Genomic DNA, 17,619 nt, shown 5'->3' with positions numbered 1-17,619 from the left:
GGGGCCGGTGACGAGGCCGGTGGCGGCGAGGCGGTCGAGCGCCTCGGCCGCGCGCGCCGGGTCCGCCCCCGGGACGGGCACGACGACCCCGCGCCACGGCGTCAGCCGCAGCTCACCGGGGCCGAGTGCGGCGGCGGTACGGGTCAGCTCGCGCCACTGGGGGAGGGTGAGGCGGCCGAGGGGAGCGTGCACGGACAGGGCGGAGCCGACGATTCCGAGGGCTGGGCCTGGGACCGGGGCCGGGGCCGGGCCCGGGGGTTCGGGGGAGCGGGCCGGGCTCGCGGGGGCTTCGGCTTCGGCTGCGGCGGTCCGGGAGGCCGTCGCTCCCGTGCGCTCGCCTCCGGCTTCCTCGGCTCCGGCTCCGGCGGCGGGGGCGCCCTTGGGCCCGGCTTCAGCTTCAGCTTCGGCTTCGGCGGCGGTGGTGTCCTTGGCCCCGGCTTCGGCGCCTCCGGCCGACGCACCCCCGTCCCGGCCGAGCTCCTCGTACGCGATGCCCTCGCCCGCCAGCCGCAGCCGCACCTCGCACAGCAACTCCCCGGGCTCGGAGGCGAGTTCGGCCACCCGCCAGGCCCGTGCCCCGCTCGCCCGCACGCAGTGCGCGAACGCCTCGGCGGCCAGGAGCGCGGCCCGGGGCGCGTCGGCCGCGGGCACCCGCAGGGCCGGGTCCGTCCCGTCCAGGCTCAGTACGGCACGGCCGTCCGCAGTGGCCCGTACCGTCACGTCGGCGTCGAGCGCCGCCACGTCGCCGCGCCCGTCGTCGAGCGCGAACAGGAACCGGCCCGACAGCTCCCGCGCCGCCTCGCTCGCGCACAAGGCCGCGTCGAGCGCCGTGAGCCAGGGCCGCACGTCGTACAGCCCGCGGCCGTCCAGGCCGGACAGCGGCGAGGCGACGACGTTGCGCACCCGCTCGTGCGCGGCGGAGGGCAGCAGCCCGGCGGCGTCGAGCAGCGCGGCGAGATCCGCGCCGCAGCCGTCGCCGAGTCCGCGTAGCTGCACGTTGCCGCGCGAGGTGAGGTGCAGGTCGCCGTCGCCGAGGCGGTGGGCCGCCGTGGCGAGCGCCTCGGCCTGCCGGAGGTCCAGCACGCCGCCGGGGACCCGGACGCGGGCCAGCGCCCCGTCGTCGGCCGCGTGCAGCCGCAGGCTGCCCGGGCAGGCGTCACCGCGGTCCCGTGGGGCCGCTGTGGCCTGCGGGGACGTGCGGAGGGGAGCCGTGGACATGGCGGCGAGCATACCGACCATCACATCGTCGGTACGCCGGGCCGTCACGGGGTTCGTACGTCGCGGCGGTGCGGAGCCGGTACGTCCCGGTGCGCGAAACCAGTAACCAGTGCGCCCCGGCGGCGCGGAGCCCGGACACCCCGGCGGGTGCGAGCCCGGTACGCCCCGGCGGCGCGAGCCCAGGACACCGCGGCCGCGCGGAGCCCCCGCGCCCCGGCGGCGCGAGACGTACCGGAGCGGCCGGGGCGGGCGCACGCCCTGCCCTCCATCCCCCGGCCCCTAATATGCTCAACGGTGGATCACCCGATCCGCCATCGCCAGGACGGCGACAGGGGAGGAAGCCCGGTGCGAATCCGGCGCGGTCCCGCCACTGTGAGCCCGGCCCCGCAAGGGGACGGGTGAGCCAGGAACTCCCTTCCCCGCAACGCCCGGCTCCGGCCGGGCGGGGGAGACCCCACACACCACCCGGGGCGCGGACACCCCGAGGAAGGCCGATGCCGCATGCAGCATTCATCCGGGCCCCGCATCCTGCTCCTGTCGACGTCCGACACCGACCTGCTCAGCGCCCGGGCCGCCGAAGGCCCGGTGGCCTACCGCTTCGCGAACCCCTCCCGGCTGCCGCTGGACGACCTGCCCGGCCTCCTCGACGGCGTCCACCTGGTCGTCGTCCGGCTCCTCGGCGGCATCCGCGCCTGGCAGGAGGGCCTGGACCTGCTGCTCGCCGACGGCCGCCCGGTCGTCGTGCTCACCGGTGAACAGGCCCCGGACGCCCAGCTCATGGCGGCCTCCACGGTCCCGGTCGGCATCGCCGCCGAGGCGCACGCCTACCTCGCGCACGGCGGCCCCGCCAACCTGGAGCAGCTCGCCCGCTTCCTCTCCGACACCGTCCTGCTCACCGGCCACGGCTTCGAGGCGCCCGCGCCCGCGCCGACCTGGGGCCCGCTGGAGCGCACCGCCCCGGCGGGCGACGGCCCGGTCGTCGCCGTGCTCTACTACCGCGCCCACCACATGAGCGGCAACACCGCCTTCGTGCACGTCCTGTGCGACGCCGTCGAGGCGGCGGGCGGCCGGCCGCTGCCGCTGTACGTGGCCTCGCTGCGCGCCCCGGAGCCCGAGCTGATCGAGGAGCTGCGCGCCGCCGACGCCATCGTCACCACGGTCCTCGCGGCGGGCGGCACCAAGCCCGCGGAGGCGTCCGCCGGCGAAATGAATCTTGCGACGTGGAACGTCTCCGTTGAGGGTGGTGGTGGGCGACGGGAGGGCGACGAGTCCTGGGACGCGGGCGCGCTCGCCGCCCTGGACGTGCCGATCCTCCAGGCGCTGTGCCTGACCGGCTCGCGCTCCGACTGGGAGGACAACGACGAGGGCGTCTCGCCGCTGGACGCCGCCAGCCAGATCGCCGTGCCCGAGTTCGACGGCCGCCTGATCACCGTGCCGTTCTCCTTCAAGGAGATCGACGCGGACGGCCTGCCCGCGTACGTCGCCGACCCCGAGCGCGCGGCCCGCGTCGCCGGGATCGCCGTACGCCACGCGCGCCTCAAGCACATCCCGGCCGCCGACAAGCGCCTCGCGCTGGTGCTGTCCGCGTACCCGACCAAGCACTCCCGCATCGGCAACGCCGTCGGCCTGGACACCCCGGCGAGCGCGGTGGCGCTGCTGCGCCGCCTGCGGGAGGAGGGCTACGACTTCGGGGACGCCGACATCCCGGGGCTGGCATCCGGCGACGGCGACGAGCTGATCCGCGCCCTCATCGACGCGGGCGGCCACGACCAGGACTGGCTCACCGAGGAGCAGCTCGCGAAGAACCCGGTGCGCATCCCGGCCGCCGACTACCAGCGCTGGTACGCCACGCTGCCCGAGGAGCTGCGCACGGCCGTCGAGGAGCACTGGGGCCCGCCGCCCGGCGAGATGTTCGTCGACCGCAGCGCCAACCCGGAGGGCGACATCGTCCTCGCCGCGCTGCGCTACGGGAACCTGCTGATCCTCATCCAGCCGCCGCGCGGCTTCGGCGAGAACCCCATCGCGATCTACCACGACCCGGACCTGCCGCCCTCGCACCACTACCTGGCGGCCTACCGCTGGATCGCGGCCCCGGCCGCCGACGGCGGCTTCGGCGCCGACGCGATGGTCCACCTGGGCAAGCACGGCAACCTGGAGTGGCTGCCCGGCAAGAACGCGGGCCTGTCCGCCGCCTGCGCGCCCGACGCCGCCCTCGGCGACGTCCCGCTGGTCTACCCGTTCCTCGTCAACGACCCGGGCGAGGGCACCCAGGCCAAGCGCCGCGTGCACGCCACGCTCGTCGACCACCTCGTACCGCCCATGGCGCGCGCCGACTCCTACGGCGACATCGCGCGCCTGGAGCAGCTCCTGGACGAGTACGCGCAGATCAGCTCGATGGACCCGGCGAAGCTCCCGGCGATCCGCGCGCAGATCTGGACCCTCATCCAGGCCGCGCGGCTCGACCACGACCTGGGCCTGGAGGACCGGCCCGACGACGACGGCTTCGACGACTTCCTGCTGCACGTCGACGGCTGGCTGTGCGAGGTCAAGGACGCCCAGATCCGCGACGGCCTGCACGTCCTCGGCACCCCGCCGGGCGGCGGCGACCGCGTCAACCTCGTCCTCGCCATCCTGCGCGCCCGCCAGATCTGGGGCGGCACCACCGCCCTGCCCGGCCTGCGCGAGGCCCTCGGCCTGGACGAGTCGGCGGCCACGCGCACCACGGCCGACGCCGCCGAGGAGCAGGCCCGCGCGCTGGTGGAGGCCATGGAGGAGGCGGGCTGGGACCTGGCGGCCGTCCCTTCGGTGGTGGCGCCGGTGGCCGAGGACCGCCGCGAGCAGGTCGCGGCCGTCCTGGAGTTCGCCGCCCGCGAGGTGGTGCCGCGCCTGGCGGCGACCACGGCCGAGCTCGACCACGCCGTGCACGCCCTGAACGGCGGCTTCGTCCCGGCGGGCCCCTCCGGCTCCCCGCTGCGCGGCCTGGTCAACGTCCTGCCGACGGGCCGCAACTTCTACTCCGTCGACCCCAAGGCCGTCCCCTCCCGCCTCGCCTGGGAGACGGGCCAGGCCCTCGCCGACTCGCTCCTGGAGCGCTACCGCCAGGACAACGGCGCGTGGCCCACCTCCGTCGGCCTGTCCCTGTGGGGCACCAGCGCGATGCGCACCGCGGGCGACGACGTGGCCGAGGCCCTCGCGCTGCTCGGCGTCCGTCCGGTCTGGGACGACGCCTCCCGCCGCGTCACGGGCCTGGAGCCGATCCCGTACGAGGAGCTGGGCCGGCCGCGCATCGACGTGACCCTGCGCATCTCCGGCTTCTTCCGCGACGCGTTCCCGCACACGATCGGCCTCCTGGACGACGCGGTGCGCCTCGCCGCCTCGCTGGAGGAGCCCGCCGAGGCCAACCACGTCCGGGCCCACGTCCAGGCCGACCTCGCCGAGCACGGCGACGAGCGCCGCGCCACCACCCGTATCTTCGGCTCCCGCCCCGGCACATACGGCGCGGGCCTGCTCCAGCTCATCGACTCCCGCGACTGGCGCACGGACGCGGACCTCGCCGAGGTCTACACGGTCTGGGGCGGCTACGCCTACGGCCGCGGCCTGGAGGGCCGCTCGGCCCGCGCCGAGATGGAGACGGCGTACAAGCGCATCGCGGTCGCGGCCAAGAACACCGACACCCGCGAGCACGACATCGCCGACTCCGACGACTACTTCCAGTACCACGGCGGCATGGTCGCCACGGTGAAGGCGCTGCGCGGCGGCAAGGCCCCCGAGGCGTACATCGGCGACTCCACCCGGCCGGAGACGGTCCGCACCCGCACCCTCGTCGAGGAGACCAGCCGCGTCTTCCGCGCCCGCGTGGTGAACCCCAAGTGGATCGAGGCGATGCGCCGCCACGGCTACAAGGGCGCCTTCGAGCTGGCCGCCACCGTCGACTACCTCTTCGGCTACGACGCCACCACCGGGGTCGTCGCCGACTGGATGTACGACAAGCTCACACAGGCCTACGTCCTGGACCCGGCCAACCGGGAGTTCCTCCAGGAGGCCAACCCCTGGGCCCTGCACGGCATCGCCGAGCGCCTGCTGGAGGCGGAGTCCCGCGGTATGTGGGAGAAGCCCGACCCGGCCGTCCTGGAGGCCCTGCGCGAGGTCTACCTGGAGACCGAGGGCGACCTGGAGGCCGACGAGTCCTGACCCGGCCGCCCTGCCGGGGCGACCGGCCCCGCCACCGGGGTCCGGCCACCCCGGCGCGGGTGCCCCGGAGCCGCCCCCGGGCCCGCTTGCCGTCCGGACGGCCGCGCCCTACGCTCCATCTGACGGTTCGTCAGATACGGGCGGGGCGCGGCCCCGGGCACCCGGCGGGCGGCAGGAGGTGCGGCATGAGCGGCACGGAGTCCGGCACCAGCGACATCCCCAGGGTCATCAGCGTCGACGACCACGTGATCGAGCCGGCGCACCTCTTCGCGACCTGGCTGCCGAGGAAGTACCGCGAGAAGGGCCCCCAGCCCTTCACCGCGGGCATCGGCGAACTGGCCTATGTGGGCGGGAAGTACCGCTTCACCACCGACCCCGAGGGCCAGGTCACCGACTGGTGGCGGTACGAGGGGGAGATCTTCCCGTACAAGCGGATCATCGCGGCCGTGGGGTTCTCGCGCGACGAGATGACCCTCGACGGCATCACCCGCGAGCAGATGCGGCGCGGCTGCTGGGACCCGAAGGCGCGCCTCGCGGACATGGACCTCAACCACGTCGAGGCCTCCCTGTGCTTCCCGACGTTCCCGCGCTTCTGCGGGCAGACGTTCGCCGAGGCCGAGGACAAGGAGGTCGCGCTCGCCTGCGTGCGGGCGTACAACGACTGGATGGTCGAGGAGTGGTGCGGGGACAGCGGCGGGCGGCTCATCCCGCTGTGCCTCGTCCCGCTGTGGGACGTGGACCTCGCCGTCGCGGAGATCCGGCGGAACGCCGCGCGCGGCGTGCGGGCGGTGACCTTCTCCGAGATCCCGACGTACCTGGGTCTTCCGTCCATCCACTGCGGGTACTGGGACCCGTTCTTCGCCGCGTGCGAGGAGACGGGCACCGTGGTGAACATGCACATCGGCAGCAGCTCCCAGATGCCCGCCGCCTCCCCCGACGCCCCGCCGGCCGTGCAGGCCACGCTCTCCTTCAACAACGCCATGGCGTCGATGACGGACTTCCTGTTCTCCGGGGTCCTGGTGAAGTTCCCGCGGCTCAAACTGGCGTACAGCGAGGGGCAGATGGGCTGGATCCCGTACGCCCTGGAGCGCGCCGACGACGTGTGGGAGGAGCACCGCGCCTGGGGCGGGGTGCGGGACCTGATCCCCGAGCCGCCGTCGACGTACTACTACCGGCAGGTCTTCTGCTGCTTCTTCCGCGACAGGCACGGCATCGAGGCCATCGACACCGTCGGCGTGGACAACGCCACCTTCGAGACCGATTACCCGCACGTCGACTCGACCTGGCCGCACACCAGGGAGGTGGCCGCCGAGCACGTGCGCGGGCTGCCGGCCGAGGTGGCGTACAAGCTGCTGCGCGGCAACGCGATTCGTATGCTGGACCTGCCGTTCGACCAGGACCGGACGGCCGCGGCCACCGCCTGACCCGGCTTGCGGGGTCCGGCCCCCGGAAGGGGGCGTGCCGCGGTCCGCGTACGCGAGGCGAAGGGGCGGGGAGCGGATGGGCGGCACGGTGACCGGGGCCCTGGCCACGCTCGGCCGGCGGTACGTGCGCGACGCCCCCGGCACCCTCGGCAAGGCCGCGCTCGCCACCCGGTTCCTCAACCCCTGGCTGCGGGACCACCCGCGGCGCAGGGTCGTCGAGACGGTCTTCGGCGCCCGGTTCGCCGTCGACACCCAGGACCTCATCCAGCGCTACCTCTACCTCTTCGGCGTCTGGGAGCCGCACCTGACGCGCTGGCTCCGCGACCGGCTGCGCCCCGGCGACGTCTTCGTGGACGTCGGCGCGAACATCGGCTACCTGAGCGTGCTCGCCTCGCGGCTGGTCGGCCCGGCGGGCCGGGTGGTCGCCGTCGAGGCCTCGCCCGACTTCCACCGGCAGGTGCTCCGCCACCGCGACCTCAACGGCTGCGCCAACCTCCGCGCGGTCAACGCCGCCGTCTCCGACCGCCCCGAGACGCTCACCTTCGTCCTGGCCAGCGCGCGCAACCTGGGCGCGAACAGCGTCGTCCCGTGGGACGGGCCCGCGGAGTCCCGCTTCGAGACGCGCGCCGTGCCGCTGCCCGACCTCCTGGAGCCCGGCGAACTCGCCCGCGCCCGGGTGATCAAGATCGACGTCGAGGGCGCCGAGGGCGGCGTCGTCCGCGGCCTCGCCCCCGCCCTCGACCGGCTGCGGCCGGACGCGGAGATCGCCGTGGAGGTCACCCCGGACCGGATGGCGCGGCTCGGCGACAGCGTCGACGAGCTCCTGGCGACGATGCGCGCGCACGGCTTCCACACGTACCGCCTGGCCAACGACTACGCGCCCGGCAGCTACCCGGCGGCCGTCCGCCACGCGCGGTGCGTGCCGGTCCGCTGGCGGGAACCCGTGCGCGCCGAGAGCGACCTGGTCTTCTCCCGCGTGGACGCCGAGACGCTGGGGTGACGCGTCCGGCCGGAGCCTTCGCGCGCGGGGCCCGGCCCCTGGGTCAGCGGGGGCGCCCGGGGTAGTGCCACCGCAGGCCCGCCAGGGCCCGCGCCCGGGACTCCACCACGGCCATGCGCGCGCTGCGCTCCGCGGTGTCGGTGTGCGCGGCCTGGCCGGTGACCTGGCCCTCCCACTTGCGGTAGAGCAGCCCGGCCTCGGCGGAGAACCAGCCGCGCGCCACCATGTTGAGGGCCAGGAGCAGCCCGGTGTCCTCCGAGGCCGGCAGCGCCATCCAGCCGCCGACGGCCACGAGCAGCTCGCGGCGCACGCACAGCGTCGCCGGGTGCACCGGGGCGCGGTAGCCGTTGGCCTTCCAGCACCGCAGCAGGGTCTCGCGCTCGACCGGGCCGTGGCAGGGGTCGCCGGGGACGCCGGCCGTCGACCCGTCGGGCAGCAGGTCGAGCACCCGCGACGTCGCCCAGCCGAGGGTCGCATCGCCCTCGAGCGCCGCCAGGTCGCGGGCGAGCGCGCCCGGCGTGAGCTGGTCGTCGGCGTCCAGGACCTTGACGTACGCGCCGTCGGCGTGGGCGAGGGCCATGGTGCGGGCCACGCCGGGGCCGCCCGCCCGGCCCTGGAGGAAGGTCACCCGGGGGTCCCGGGGCACGTGGCGGCGGACGTCGTCGCCCCGCCCGTCCTCCTGGACCACCCAGTGCCACTCCCAGCCCCGCGGCAACTCCTGCCGGCACAAGGACGCGTAGGCGTCCGGCAGATAGCGGGCGGAGGGCGCGTGCACGGCCGTGACGACGACGACGCGCCGGCGCACGGCGCTCACCACCTTTCCCCGTTCCGATTTTGCCTCTGAGGAAAGTCGGCCCGCCGCCCGGAGTTTCGGACCGGTTTCCCCGGAGGTAATCGGAGCGGGTTCGCCGACGGGGCCGCGATATCGACCGACCAGCCGGTATATGTATGGCGAAACGGTCTTTTCGGCACACAGAACGGCCCGATCGCTGGCGACGGGGGATGCACCAGCGATCGGGCTCTGCCCCACCGTACCAAGGCCGCCCGCCCGACAAGCGAACTGCCTGGGTCGACGGGCGAGTTGTGACCGGGATCACGCATGGAGGGAACGGGGTCCATAGGGGGTCACTTCTCACACGGGGGTGTGTAGGGGAGCCGCGGCATATATTCGCGCCAGTTCTTGCGTATCAGAACACCGCGCGTGGTCGAGCAGATACGCCGAATCGCCGCCTTGGTGTCCAAGTTCCACAGCCGGACCGTATCGGTGCCGCTGGCGACCCCGAGCATGTGGCTTTGCGGGCTGAACGACAAAAACCCGCCCGTCTTGGCATTGGGGCTCATCGACTGCCCGATGGGCGAGGCCTTGGCGGGGTGGGCGACGTCCCAGAGCCGGACGGTGTTGTCGTGGCTGCCGGTCGCCAGGGTGCGGCCGTCCTCGCTGAACGTCAGCGACACGATCGCGTCCGTGTGGCCCGTCAGGGACGCCTCAAGACGGGTCCCGCCGGGCGGGCCGCCCACCCGCCAGAGCCGGACCGTGCCGTCGTCGCTGCCACTGGCCAGGGTGCGGCCGTCCGGCCCGTAGGCCAGCTTGTTGACCGGCCCGAGGTGCCCCTTGAGGGGCGCGCCCTGGCGGCCGGGGCGCGCCGGGTCCGCCACGTCCCACAGCCGGACCGTGCCGTCGGAGCTGCCGCTGGCGAGGGTGTCGCCGGCCGCGTCGAAGGCGAGGGAGTTGACGTAGCCCTTGTGGCCGGTGAGCGGGGCGCCGAGGCGGCGGACGCGGGAGAAGTCGCGCACGTCCCAGAGCTGCACCGTCCGGTCGACGTAGGGCGTGGCCAGCGTGCGCCCGTCCGGGCTGAAGGCCAGCGCCGCCGCGAACCGCGTCCGCAGCGTCACGGACCTCCCGTACGGGACCGGGCGCGCCGGGTCGGAGACGTTCCACAGCCGCACCGTGCGGTCCCCGGTCAGCACCGCGAGCGTGCGCCCGTCGGGCGAGAACACCAGCGTACGGACGTACTCCTCACCCGGCTTGAACGAACGCCCGATCGCCGCCGGCCGGTTGGGCCGCCGCACGTCCCACAGCCGGACCCGGTCGTCGCGCCCGGCCGTGGCCAGCACCTTCCCGTCGGGGCGGAACGTGCCGGTCCGGCCGATCATGTCCGACGTCGGGATGGACCACAGGCGCACCTTGGCGTCGCCGCTCCCGGTGGCGAGCGTCCTCCCGTCGGGGCTGAAGCCGAGGGCGTACATCTCGCCGCTGCCGCCGGTCAACTGCTCGCCGACCTGCGAGGGGCGCGCCGGGTCGCTGACGTTCCACAGGCTCGCCGTGGAGTCGGCGCTGGCGGCCGCGAGCATCGTCCCGGCCGCGTTGAAGTCCACCGACCACAGGGGGCCGGTGTGCCCGGTGAGCGGCGAGCCGAGGGGCCTGCCGCGGCGGGGCTCCGCGACGTTCCAGAGCCGGATGGTGTTGTCGACGCCGCCGCTGGCGAGCGTGTGGCCGTCGGGGCTGAAGTCCACGGAGTGCACGGTGCTCTTGTGGCCCCTCAGCACGGTGCCGGCCGGGCGCGGGCGGTCCCGGTCGGCCATGTCCCACAGCCGGATGGTGCCGTCGTCGCCCCCGGCCGCGAGCGCCCGCCCGTCGGGGCGGAACGCCACCGAACGCACCGCGGCCGTATGGCCCTTCAGGGCGCCGAGCGCCTTCGGGCGGCGCGGGTCGGCCACGTTCCACAGCCCCACGGTGTGGTTGTCGTTGGCGGAGACCAGCGTGCGCCCGTCCGGGGAGAAGGCGAGCAGGTAGATGGTGCCGCCGCGGCCGGGCACCGGCGCCCCCAGCGGCCGCGGCCGGCGCGGGTCGCGCACGTCCCACAGCCGTACGGTGCCGTCGTCGGAGGCGCTGGCGAGCAGGGTGCCGTCCGGGCTGAACACGGCGGTGCTCACCCAGCTCCGGTGGCCGGTCAGCGCCTTGCCGAGGGGCTGGGGGCGGCCCGGCTCTGACACGTCCCACAGCCGCACGGTCCGGTCGTAGCTGGCGGAAGCCAGCAGCCGTCCGTCCGGGCGGAACGAGGTGAGGTAGACGGCGCCGGTGTGCCCGAGCAGCGGTGTGGCCAGGGGCGCGTTCACGATGGAGACCAGGCGGTTGCGCGTGCCCTCGTCCTCGGGCCGCAGCCGGTGCGCCACCAGCGCGAGCTGGGCGGACAGGGAGGGGTCGGTGTCCTCGGCCCGGTCGGCCTCGGCGACCACCTGCGCGAACACCGCGTCGTTGCGCTCCGACACCGCGTCGTTGCGCTGCTGCCCCGCCACCACCGCCGAGACGACGGCGAGCAGCGCGAGCACGACCAGCGCCGCCACCGCGCCCCGGCTGACCCACAGCGTGCGCCTGCGCAGCCCGGCGGAGGCGGCCAGGAACTGCGCCGCGCCCCGCGTCAGCAGGGTGGCGTCGGCGGACTCGGCCCAGGCGCGGGCCTGTTCGAGGCGGGAGCCGCGGTAGAGCAGGGAGGTGTCGCGGCCGGAGTCCTCCCAGGTCCGGCTGTCCTCCTCCAGGCGCTGGCGGAGCAGGTGGTCGCTGCGGCCCTCGTCGATCCAGTCCCGCAGCCGGGGCCAGGCGTGCAGCAGGGCCTCGTGGGTGATCTCCACGGTGTCCGCGTCGAGCGTCACCAGGCGGGCCCGGACCAGGGCCTCCAGCGACTCCTCGGTCTTGCCGGGGTTGGCCGACTCCTCCGCGAGCTGGCGCCGGGTGCCGCGCCGGCGGGTGGCGTGGGTGTCCTCGCCGAGCCGGACCAGCCGGAGCAGCAGCAGCCGGGCGGCCGCGCGGGCCGCCGGGTCGAGCCCGGACCAGGCGCGCTCGGCGGTGGCGGCCACCGCCCCCTGGATGCCGCCGGCCGCGCGGTAGCCCGCCACCGTGAGCTTGCCCGTCTTGCGCCGCTGCCAGGTGGCGAGCAGGGCGTGCGACAGGAGCGGCAGCACGCCCGCGTCGTGGGCGCCGCGGGGCTCGTCCGTGCTCACCTCGCGGACGATCAGCTCCGCGAGCCCCGGCTCCAGTTCGAGCCCCACGGCCTTGGCGGGCCCGGTCACCGCCTGCCGCAGCTCGGCGGCGGTCAGCGGCCCGAGCACCATGTGCCGGTGCTGCAGCGCGTCGGCCAGCTCCGGGTACCCGAGGCAGGCCTCGTAGAAGTCGGCGCGCACCCCGAGCACGACGAGCGCGGGGGCGGCCGCCCCCGCCCCGGCGGGCGAGCACAGGGCGTGCAGCACCTGCACGAAGGCGCGCCGCTGGGCCTCGTCCGGGCAGAGGGTGAACGCCTCCTCGAACTGGTCCACGATGACGACGGGCCGCCCCCCGGCCGGCGCCACGCGCGCGGCCCACGCGGCGACGGCCTCCCGCGTACCCTCCACGGGACCGGACGTACGGGACGTACGGGGTAAGGGAGACAGACGGCCCAACTCGGGTATGAGCCGCACCAGTTCCGCCACGGGCTCGGGGCCGGGCACGAGGGGCAGCACCGGCCCGACCGGGAGGTGGTCGCCGAGGGCGCCGCCCTGCAGGGCGGGCACCAGGCCGGCGTGCAGCAGGGAGGACTTCCCCGCGCCGGAGGCGCCCACGAGCATGACCAGGCCGCCGGTCCCGCCGGCCGCCCGGAGCTGCGCGACGAGGGCCTCCGTGCTCCGCTCCCGGCCGAAGAACCACTGGGCGTCCTGCCTGCGGTACGAGGCGAGGCCGCGGTACGGACAGACGGTGGGGGCGGCGGCCGCGTCGGCGGGCCGCTCCTCGCCGTCCGGGGGCGCGGCGGCGGTGTCGCCGACGGGGTCGGCGACGGCGCTGGCCCACAGGCGCTGCCAGTGGGCGAGGTCGTACAGACCGGTGGAGACGGGCACGGGCCGCTCGCGCCGCGCCTCGGGGATCAGGACGTGCAGGACCGCGGCGAGGGCGGCGAACTGGGCGGGCACGTTCTTGGCCCGCCGCCAGTCGCTGATCCGCTGGGCGGAGACCCGCACGGGCCGCCCGCGCTCGTCGGCGCGCTGCAGCCGCGCGACGGAATCGGACACGCGCTTGAGGGGAGGGTTGCCGGCTTCCTGGTACAGCAGGGCGAGTCGTTCCGCGAAGGCTGTGCGCGCCCCTGAGTCGGAGCTCAAGGCCTCCTCCCCTCCCTGCCGCCGAGCCTGACCGTCCGGACCGGAAAACTCACTCTATCTGCCTGACCTGCGGGGACGGGGGCCGGACGAGGCCGGAACCTCCTCGCGGGCGGCCAAAAATGGCAGGATCGCGGCGCAGTGGCGAACGCACCGAGCGGTGTCGGAGCAGGCCGCCGGGCCGAGGCCTGGAGAGGCGGCTCGTGACCCCGCGCCTTCTCGGCTGGTTTTCGCCGGAGTGACGCAGTGGCGGCGAGGCACCCCACCTCGCGCGCACCCGGCGATCCCCCAAGACCGGCCAGGCCCGGACCGCACCCCCACGGCGCGGCTCCGGGCTGCTTTCGCCCCGGCCTTTGGCTGGGCTGGGCTGTCGGTGGCCCTCACCCAGGCGGGCCTGTTCGTGGCCTCGCCTGGGCTGGGGCTGTGCGTGGCCTTGCCCGAGCCGGGGCTGCCCGGACCCTTCTGCGGGCCTGGGCTGCCCGTGCTCCCCTCGGGGACACGGTCCGCCGCCGCCCGCGTCGGCCGGTACCGGTCCCCACGAGGGGAGGGACCGGCACCGCTCCGACGCGCGGCGCGAGCGTGCACCGGCCCGGTTCTCGGTCGGCGCCCCAGCTCGGCGTCCCTCACCGCCGCACCCACTACTTGGGCGACGCGAGCTCGCATCCCCGACCACCCACCTGGAGCGGACGCTCCGGCACACGGACCGCGCGTCACGGAACGTAAGCCAACTGATGATCCTGTCCCAGATCGCCTGGCCCCCGGACAGTTGGTGGCCCAATCACCGATACATCCAACTAAGCCTCTCTGCCCGAGGGACCCTTTCGAGCCGAAGCGCGATGGCTGTCCACCCGGGCAGGCATGGTGTCACTGCGCACCAGTGGCTGGCCCTGCCGAGCGCTCGCTTCTCGCTACGCCAGTGCAGGCCAGTACCGCGGTGGCGGTGGCGTTGAGGAAGAGCATGAACGTCCAGGACGTGTCGACCGCGTCGATGCGCCCGATGAGGAGAGGCTCTTCTGCCGCACGGGAGAGGATGTCGACCGTGTCGGCGAGGGCCAGCGTCGGCTGGCCGCGCCTCTGAGTGATACGGAGCCGCCTCCGGTAGATACATGCCAGGCGATCAGCAGGAACCAGACCGTCCCAAACGACGAAGGCTCCACCGGCAACCAACGCATCACGTGCAGGTCCACATGCCGTTGTCGGCCCACCGAGCATCTCGACGAGCCGGTCGCGCGTCATGCCTCGACCTGGTGACAGAAAGGCCGCTGACTGAGCGCCCGTGACAAGTAGCCCACCTCCCAGGCACCAACCAGGCTGCCTTGCCCGGCTCTTCTGCCAAGCTATACGGCTCGCCGGTGGCAACTGGCGAGCTTCCACACGACTTCTGAGTCGAAGCGCGATGCTCTCACCGACGCAGGCGGCTTGCCACCGGACTGTTGGACGGTGGCACATGTTCCACGGTCCCGCGCATGGCACAGAGCTGAGCCGGACGGAGGCGATAGGCCGTTCTACCGGGTCATTCAGGGTCACTAGCACCTGATCTTGCGGCGCCGTCTGGGAACCAGATCCGTACTGAGCTCTGCAAAAGAGCCAGAAACCACTCAGGGACCCGACCCGCACTGCGAATCAGGACCCTGACCGGGCACTTCTCTATCGGGATGGCGGGATTTGAACCCACGACCTCTCCGTCCCGAAGCAATCTTGGTATCAGTAGGTCCAGGACGAATGCGGACGCTGACCGGCGCCAACCGTTCCTGAATGTGCGTGGACGTACGCCACCGTGCGCCGCCGTTGTCACGCAGTTAGACACTCACTCAGGTAGTGCTGGCTGGCCTCGCTGAGGGGCCACCCCCGCACACGCGGGGACCACACGAACTGACCAGGCACGTTAGCGGGGGGGCACCCCAGTTTTCACTCACTTTCAGAGAAACGGACATCCCGCGCATGTGGGCGTACACCGTGCTGCACTGGTGTTTCACGACAGTCAGGCCCTCAACTCCGAGTCGCCGTATCGAGGTTGCTGCGGTTCCCCGAGAGCCGCTAGGTGGTCTGCGAAGCGGACCTTCAGGCTCGCCAGGACTGCCCTGCCCTTCTCGGCCGTAGCGTACGAGGGAAAGCCGATGACCCCCGTCTCGGTGTACTCCTTCATGCCGAGGGTGAGCAGGAATCGGCGATCCTTCGCGTCGTGATTAGCTTTCTCGTACCCCGGTCGTACTAGGGACGGTTCCGCGTGCAGGAGGATCGATGTTTCGATTTCTCCGGCGTGCATGTCGTCGTGGCCGTTGCTCTGAAGGCCTGCATGCTCGCGTGAGCGGTCCCAGTCGCTGCCGTGCGGGAAGAGGCTCATCCGCGGCTCTGTGAGGTTGGCTTCCTGCACGATGTTCGACAGCACGTAGTTGCCGCCGTGCGCGTTGACCAGGACGAGTTTCCGGATGCCGGATGCCGGATGCCTCCAGCGACTGCGCGATATCCGTGATCACAGCGTGCAGGGTTCGCGCGCTGATGCTTACGGTGCCGGGCCTGCTCGTGGCTGCACGCGATCGAGATGGGCGGCAGGTGCAGCACCGGGTAAGCCGCCGCCAGCTCGCGGGCGATTAGCCGTGTCCGTGACGAGAGGGAGAGGGCCGCCGTGCTGCTCGTAGGACCCAATCGGGAGGATGGCTACGCGCGGCGCCTGTTCCTGAACGTCGGCTGTGGTGATGTTGGGCAGGAGGTTCACGGCTCTCCCCGGGGCGCCGCGAGTGAAGCTGGGAACAAGTACCGGCCGGGCGACTGGCGCGACCCGACGCTCGGCCAGGAGACTTTCGGTGAGTACGCGAACCGCTGGTACGCCGCCCAGGACCTGGCCGCCTTGACCATGCAGAACTACATTGCCGAAACGGAAGCACGTCGGATGGGACCTCGGGCAGACGATGGAATGGCGCGGGCCCTCGACAGCGGTGCTGTCGTTCGCGCTCCTTGTGCAATGTGGTGATGCGTGGCAGGCACTGCTGGTGGTCGGATTTCTCGCAAATGTCGGCACTTGCGTGCTGAGCGGGCCCACGTATCGGAACCACCGATCGGATCACGTGATGGTGGCGGTGGGCAGCATCTTCCTTGCTGTGATCTTCACCCCGCTCCTCATGTTCGCGTGGCTCTTTGGCCGAGATCCAGGCCACATGCCGTACGCACCCGCCGACTCGTGAAGACCGATGAGCTGGACCCTTTGGGAGCCAGCTCCCGAAGTCAGCTCCCAATCGGCTCCCAAGACGACCTCAGAAACCACTCAGGGGCCCGACCCGCGATGCGGATCAGGCCCCTGATCTGGTACTTCTCTGTCGGGGTGGCGGGATTTGAACCCACGACCTCTTCGTCCCGAATAAGGTCAGGGCGCGATCCAGACCTGACCTGTGGAGTGTTCATGCAGGTCAGCGCCTTGGTATCGATAGGTCTGGCAAGGCGTCTGGGAGGCAACGGGAGAAGATCTTCTCCCAGATTTCTCCCAGCGTCAGGGCGCGTGGGAAGGTCGATTAGGGCGAAGGACGACCCCGGTGGCCTCCCTCTGGAAGGGGGTAGCGATACGCGGTGGCAACAAGCTCTTCCCGCCTTGGTGTCCACGCAGTCCACGTCCGCCAACGTCCGCCATGGCAGCGGAGATCGCCGTTGAGTTTGATCTGATCTATCACTATGAGACAGGTAGATATGCCTTCAGCGTGGCGTACCTCTCCCTCGGTGAGGTCGATAGCCTCGCGGGTGGTCGTGCTGCCCTTCACCTCGACGTGAGTCTCACTCCCGTCCTTGCGCACGGTGATGTCCCACGGCGAGTGATCACCCACGTCTTCAGCTTCATAGCCCAGCGAGCGGTAGTAGTCGAGTACGAGATCCATGGCGTACCGCTCGACAGCCTGTCGCCGCTTGGCGTCGTGCTGGCGACCGTAGCCGGAAGACCTCGCCAGCTTTGTCGATGGAGAGGGCGACAGGTCGGGTGCTTCCTCGTGGGGTTCGGAGGTTGCAGTCTGGCGTAGCTCCAGAAGCTCAGGGAGCTCTTCCACCAGTGCTCGTGGCAGCTTGGTCAGGTATCCCTGTGCGGCCCGGAGGGGCCGGGTAGCCGACAAGGCGAAAGGGAAGTAGAGCGGCCCCTCGACGGCCGCTGCGAGGTGATCCCGCAGCGTTCGGATAGTCGGCTCGATCTCACGCAGGCGTGCCTGCGTAACTGGATGCCTCAACCGCCGATACCCGCCCAGGGGCGCCTCCCAAGCGGACTCTGGGCCCGATGTACTCCGCTGCCGACCGTAGGTGCCTCGGCTCTGCCAGATGATCGTGGATGCGAAAGCCTCACCCCGAACGTGGGAGTACCCCACCACTCCAGGGCCGTGGTTCTTGTCCCAGTGCAGAACGAGGTCACCGGGCCGTACCTCACGGACGAGTGCGTAGGACCAGTACTCCTCGCCCCGGTCATTGACTTGGGGTGCGAGCAGGTTGGTGCCGATGTCCTCGCGGTTCGTGATTTCCAGCCAGAAGCGTTCGTTCGGGTGCTGTCGCCACCACCTGTTGACGGGCATGTTTTCCCCTGACTAGCAGCCTTTGTCTTCCACCGATCCTGTCAGGGCCGTTTGGATCCGTGGGCGCATTCGAGGGCACCGCCTTACGAGCGTGAGCTTGGCGTGGGCGCCGGCGCCCACGCCAAGC

General features: G+C 72.7%; 9 protein-coding genes, 1 pseudogene and 1 riboswitch. Of the genes and pseudogenes, 4 read left to right on the top strand and 6 right to left on the bottom strand.

Annotation, left to right across the window (positions count from 1 at the left end; translation table 11 throughout):
- On the bottom strand, positions 1 to 1,230 hold a 1,230-nt coding region (locus tag IE330_RS33495), incomplete at its 3' end, for a ferredoxin-like domain-containing protein (protein ID WP_506005392.1).
- Between the two features lie 322 nt (positions 1,231 to 1,552).
- Positions 1,553 to 1,631, top strand: a riboswitch (cobalamin riboswitch).
- An 88-nt stretch (positions 1,632 to 1,719) separates the two neighbouring features.
- On the opposite strand from IE330_RS33495, the gene cobN reads away from it, so the two are divergent.
- The 3 genes from cobN (at position 1,720) to IE330_RS33480 (ending at position 7,833) form a co-directional block, all read left to right on the top strand.
- The gene (gene cobN, locus IE330_RS33490) at positions 1,720 to 5,409 is read left to right on the top strand and encodes a cobaltochelatase subunit CobN (RefSeq protein ID WP_190139942.1); all 3,690 of its coding nucleotides are present in this window, start codon (positions 1,720 to 1,722) and stop codon (positions 5,407 to 5,409) included.
- Positions 5,410 to 5,594: 185 nt separating this feature from the next.
- The gene (locus IE330_RS33485; RefSeq protein WP_190139941.1) at positions 5,595 to 6,833 is read left to right on the top strand and encodes an amidohydrolase family protein; all 1,239 of its coding nucleotides are present in this window, start codon (positions 5,595 to 5,597) and stop codon (positions 6,831 to 6,833) included.
- A 76-nt stretch (positions 6,834 to 6,909) separates the two neighbouring features.
- Positions 6,910 to 7,833 (top strand): FkbM family methyltransferase, encoded by a 924-nt coding sequence (locus tag IE330_RS33480; RefSeq protein ID WP_190139940.1) that lies wholly within the window; start codon positions 6,910 to 6,912, stop codon positions 7,831 to 7,833.
- Between the two features lie 43 nt (positions 7,834 to 7,876).
- On the opposite strand, the gene IE330_RS33475 is transcribed toward IE330_RS33480, so the two are convergent.
- From IE330_RS33475 to IE330_RS33460, 4 genes and pseudogenes are all read right to left on the bottom strand, one after another.
- Entirely contained in the window at positions 7,877 to 8,638 is a 762-nt protein-coding gene (locus IE330_RS33475) for a glycosyltransferase family 2 protein (RefSeq protein ID WP_373314795.1), read from the bottom strand.
- Between the two features lie 320 nt (positions 8,639 to 8,958).
- Entirely contained in the window at positions 8,959 to 12,957 is a 3,999-nt protein-coding gene (locus tag IE330_RS33470; RefSeq protein WP_190139938.1) for an nSTAND1 domain-containing NTPase, read from the bottom strand.
- A gap of 861 nt (positions 12,958 to 13,818) precedes the next feature.
- Positions 13,819 to 14,190 (bottom strand): hypothetical protein, encoded by a 372-nt coding sequence (locus IE330_RS33465; RefSeq protein ID WP_190139937.1) that lies wholly within the window; start codon positions 14,188 to 14,190, stop codon positions 13,819 to 13,821.
- A gap of 745 nt (positions 14,191 to 14,935) precedes the next feature.
- A pseudogene (locus tag IE330_RS33460) lies at positions 14,936 to 15,661 on the bottom strand (creatininase family protein).
- Here IE330_RS33460 and IE330_RS33455 point away from each other — a divergent pair.
- Positions 15,581 to 15,925, top strand: a complete 345-nt coding sequence (locus IE330_RS33455; RefSeq protein WP_190139943.1) for a hypothetical protein — start codon at positions 15,581 to 15,583, stop codon at positions 15,923 to 15,925. The pseudogene IE330_RS33460 and the gene IE330_RS33455 overlap by 81 nt on opposite strands.
- 535 nt (positions 15,926 to 16,460) lie before the next feature.
- On the opposite strand, the gene IE330_RS33450 is transcribed toward IE330_RS33455, so the two are convergent.
- Positions 16,461 to 17,492, bottom strand: coding sequence for a protein NO VEIN domain-containing protein (locus IE330_RS33450; protein ID WP_190139936.1), 1,032 nt, complete (start codon positions 17,490 to 17,492; stop codon positions 16,461 to 16,463).
- Positions 17,493 to 17,619: the final 127 nt, after the last annotated feature.

This window comes from Streptomyces longispororuber, assembly GCF_014656095.1.
GTDB classification, from domain to species: domain Bacteria; phylum Actinomycetota; class Actinomycetes; order Streptomycetales; family Streptomycetaceae; genus Streptomyces; species Streptomyces longispororuber.
This window is presented reverse-complemented; position numbering and strand designations above follow the sequence as displayed.

Excerpts from the sequence above, each read along its gene's own strand:
- cobN (WP_190139942.1), top strand. The coding sequence starts at position 1,720 with ATGCAGCATTCATCCGGGCCCCGCATCCTGCTCCTGTCGACGTCCGAC.
- IE330_RS33485 (WP_190139941.1), top strand. The coding sequence starts at position 5,595 with ATGAGCGGCACGGAGTCCGGCACCAGCGACATCCCCAGGGTCATCAGC.
- IE330_RS33480 (WP_190139940.1), top strand. The coding sequence starts at position 6,910 with ATGGGCGGCACGGTGACCGGGGCCCTGGCCACGCTCGGCCGGCGGTAC.
- IE330_RS33465 (WP_190139937.1), bottom strand. The coding sequence starts at position 14,190 with ATGACGCGCGACCGGCTCGTCGAGATGCTCGGTGGGCCGACAACGGCA.
- IE330_RS33450 (WP_190139936.1), bottom strand. The coding sequence starts at position 17,492 with ATGCCCGTCAACAGGTGGTGGCGACAGCACCCGAACGAACGCTTCTGG.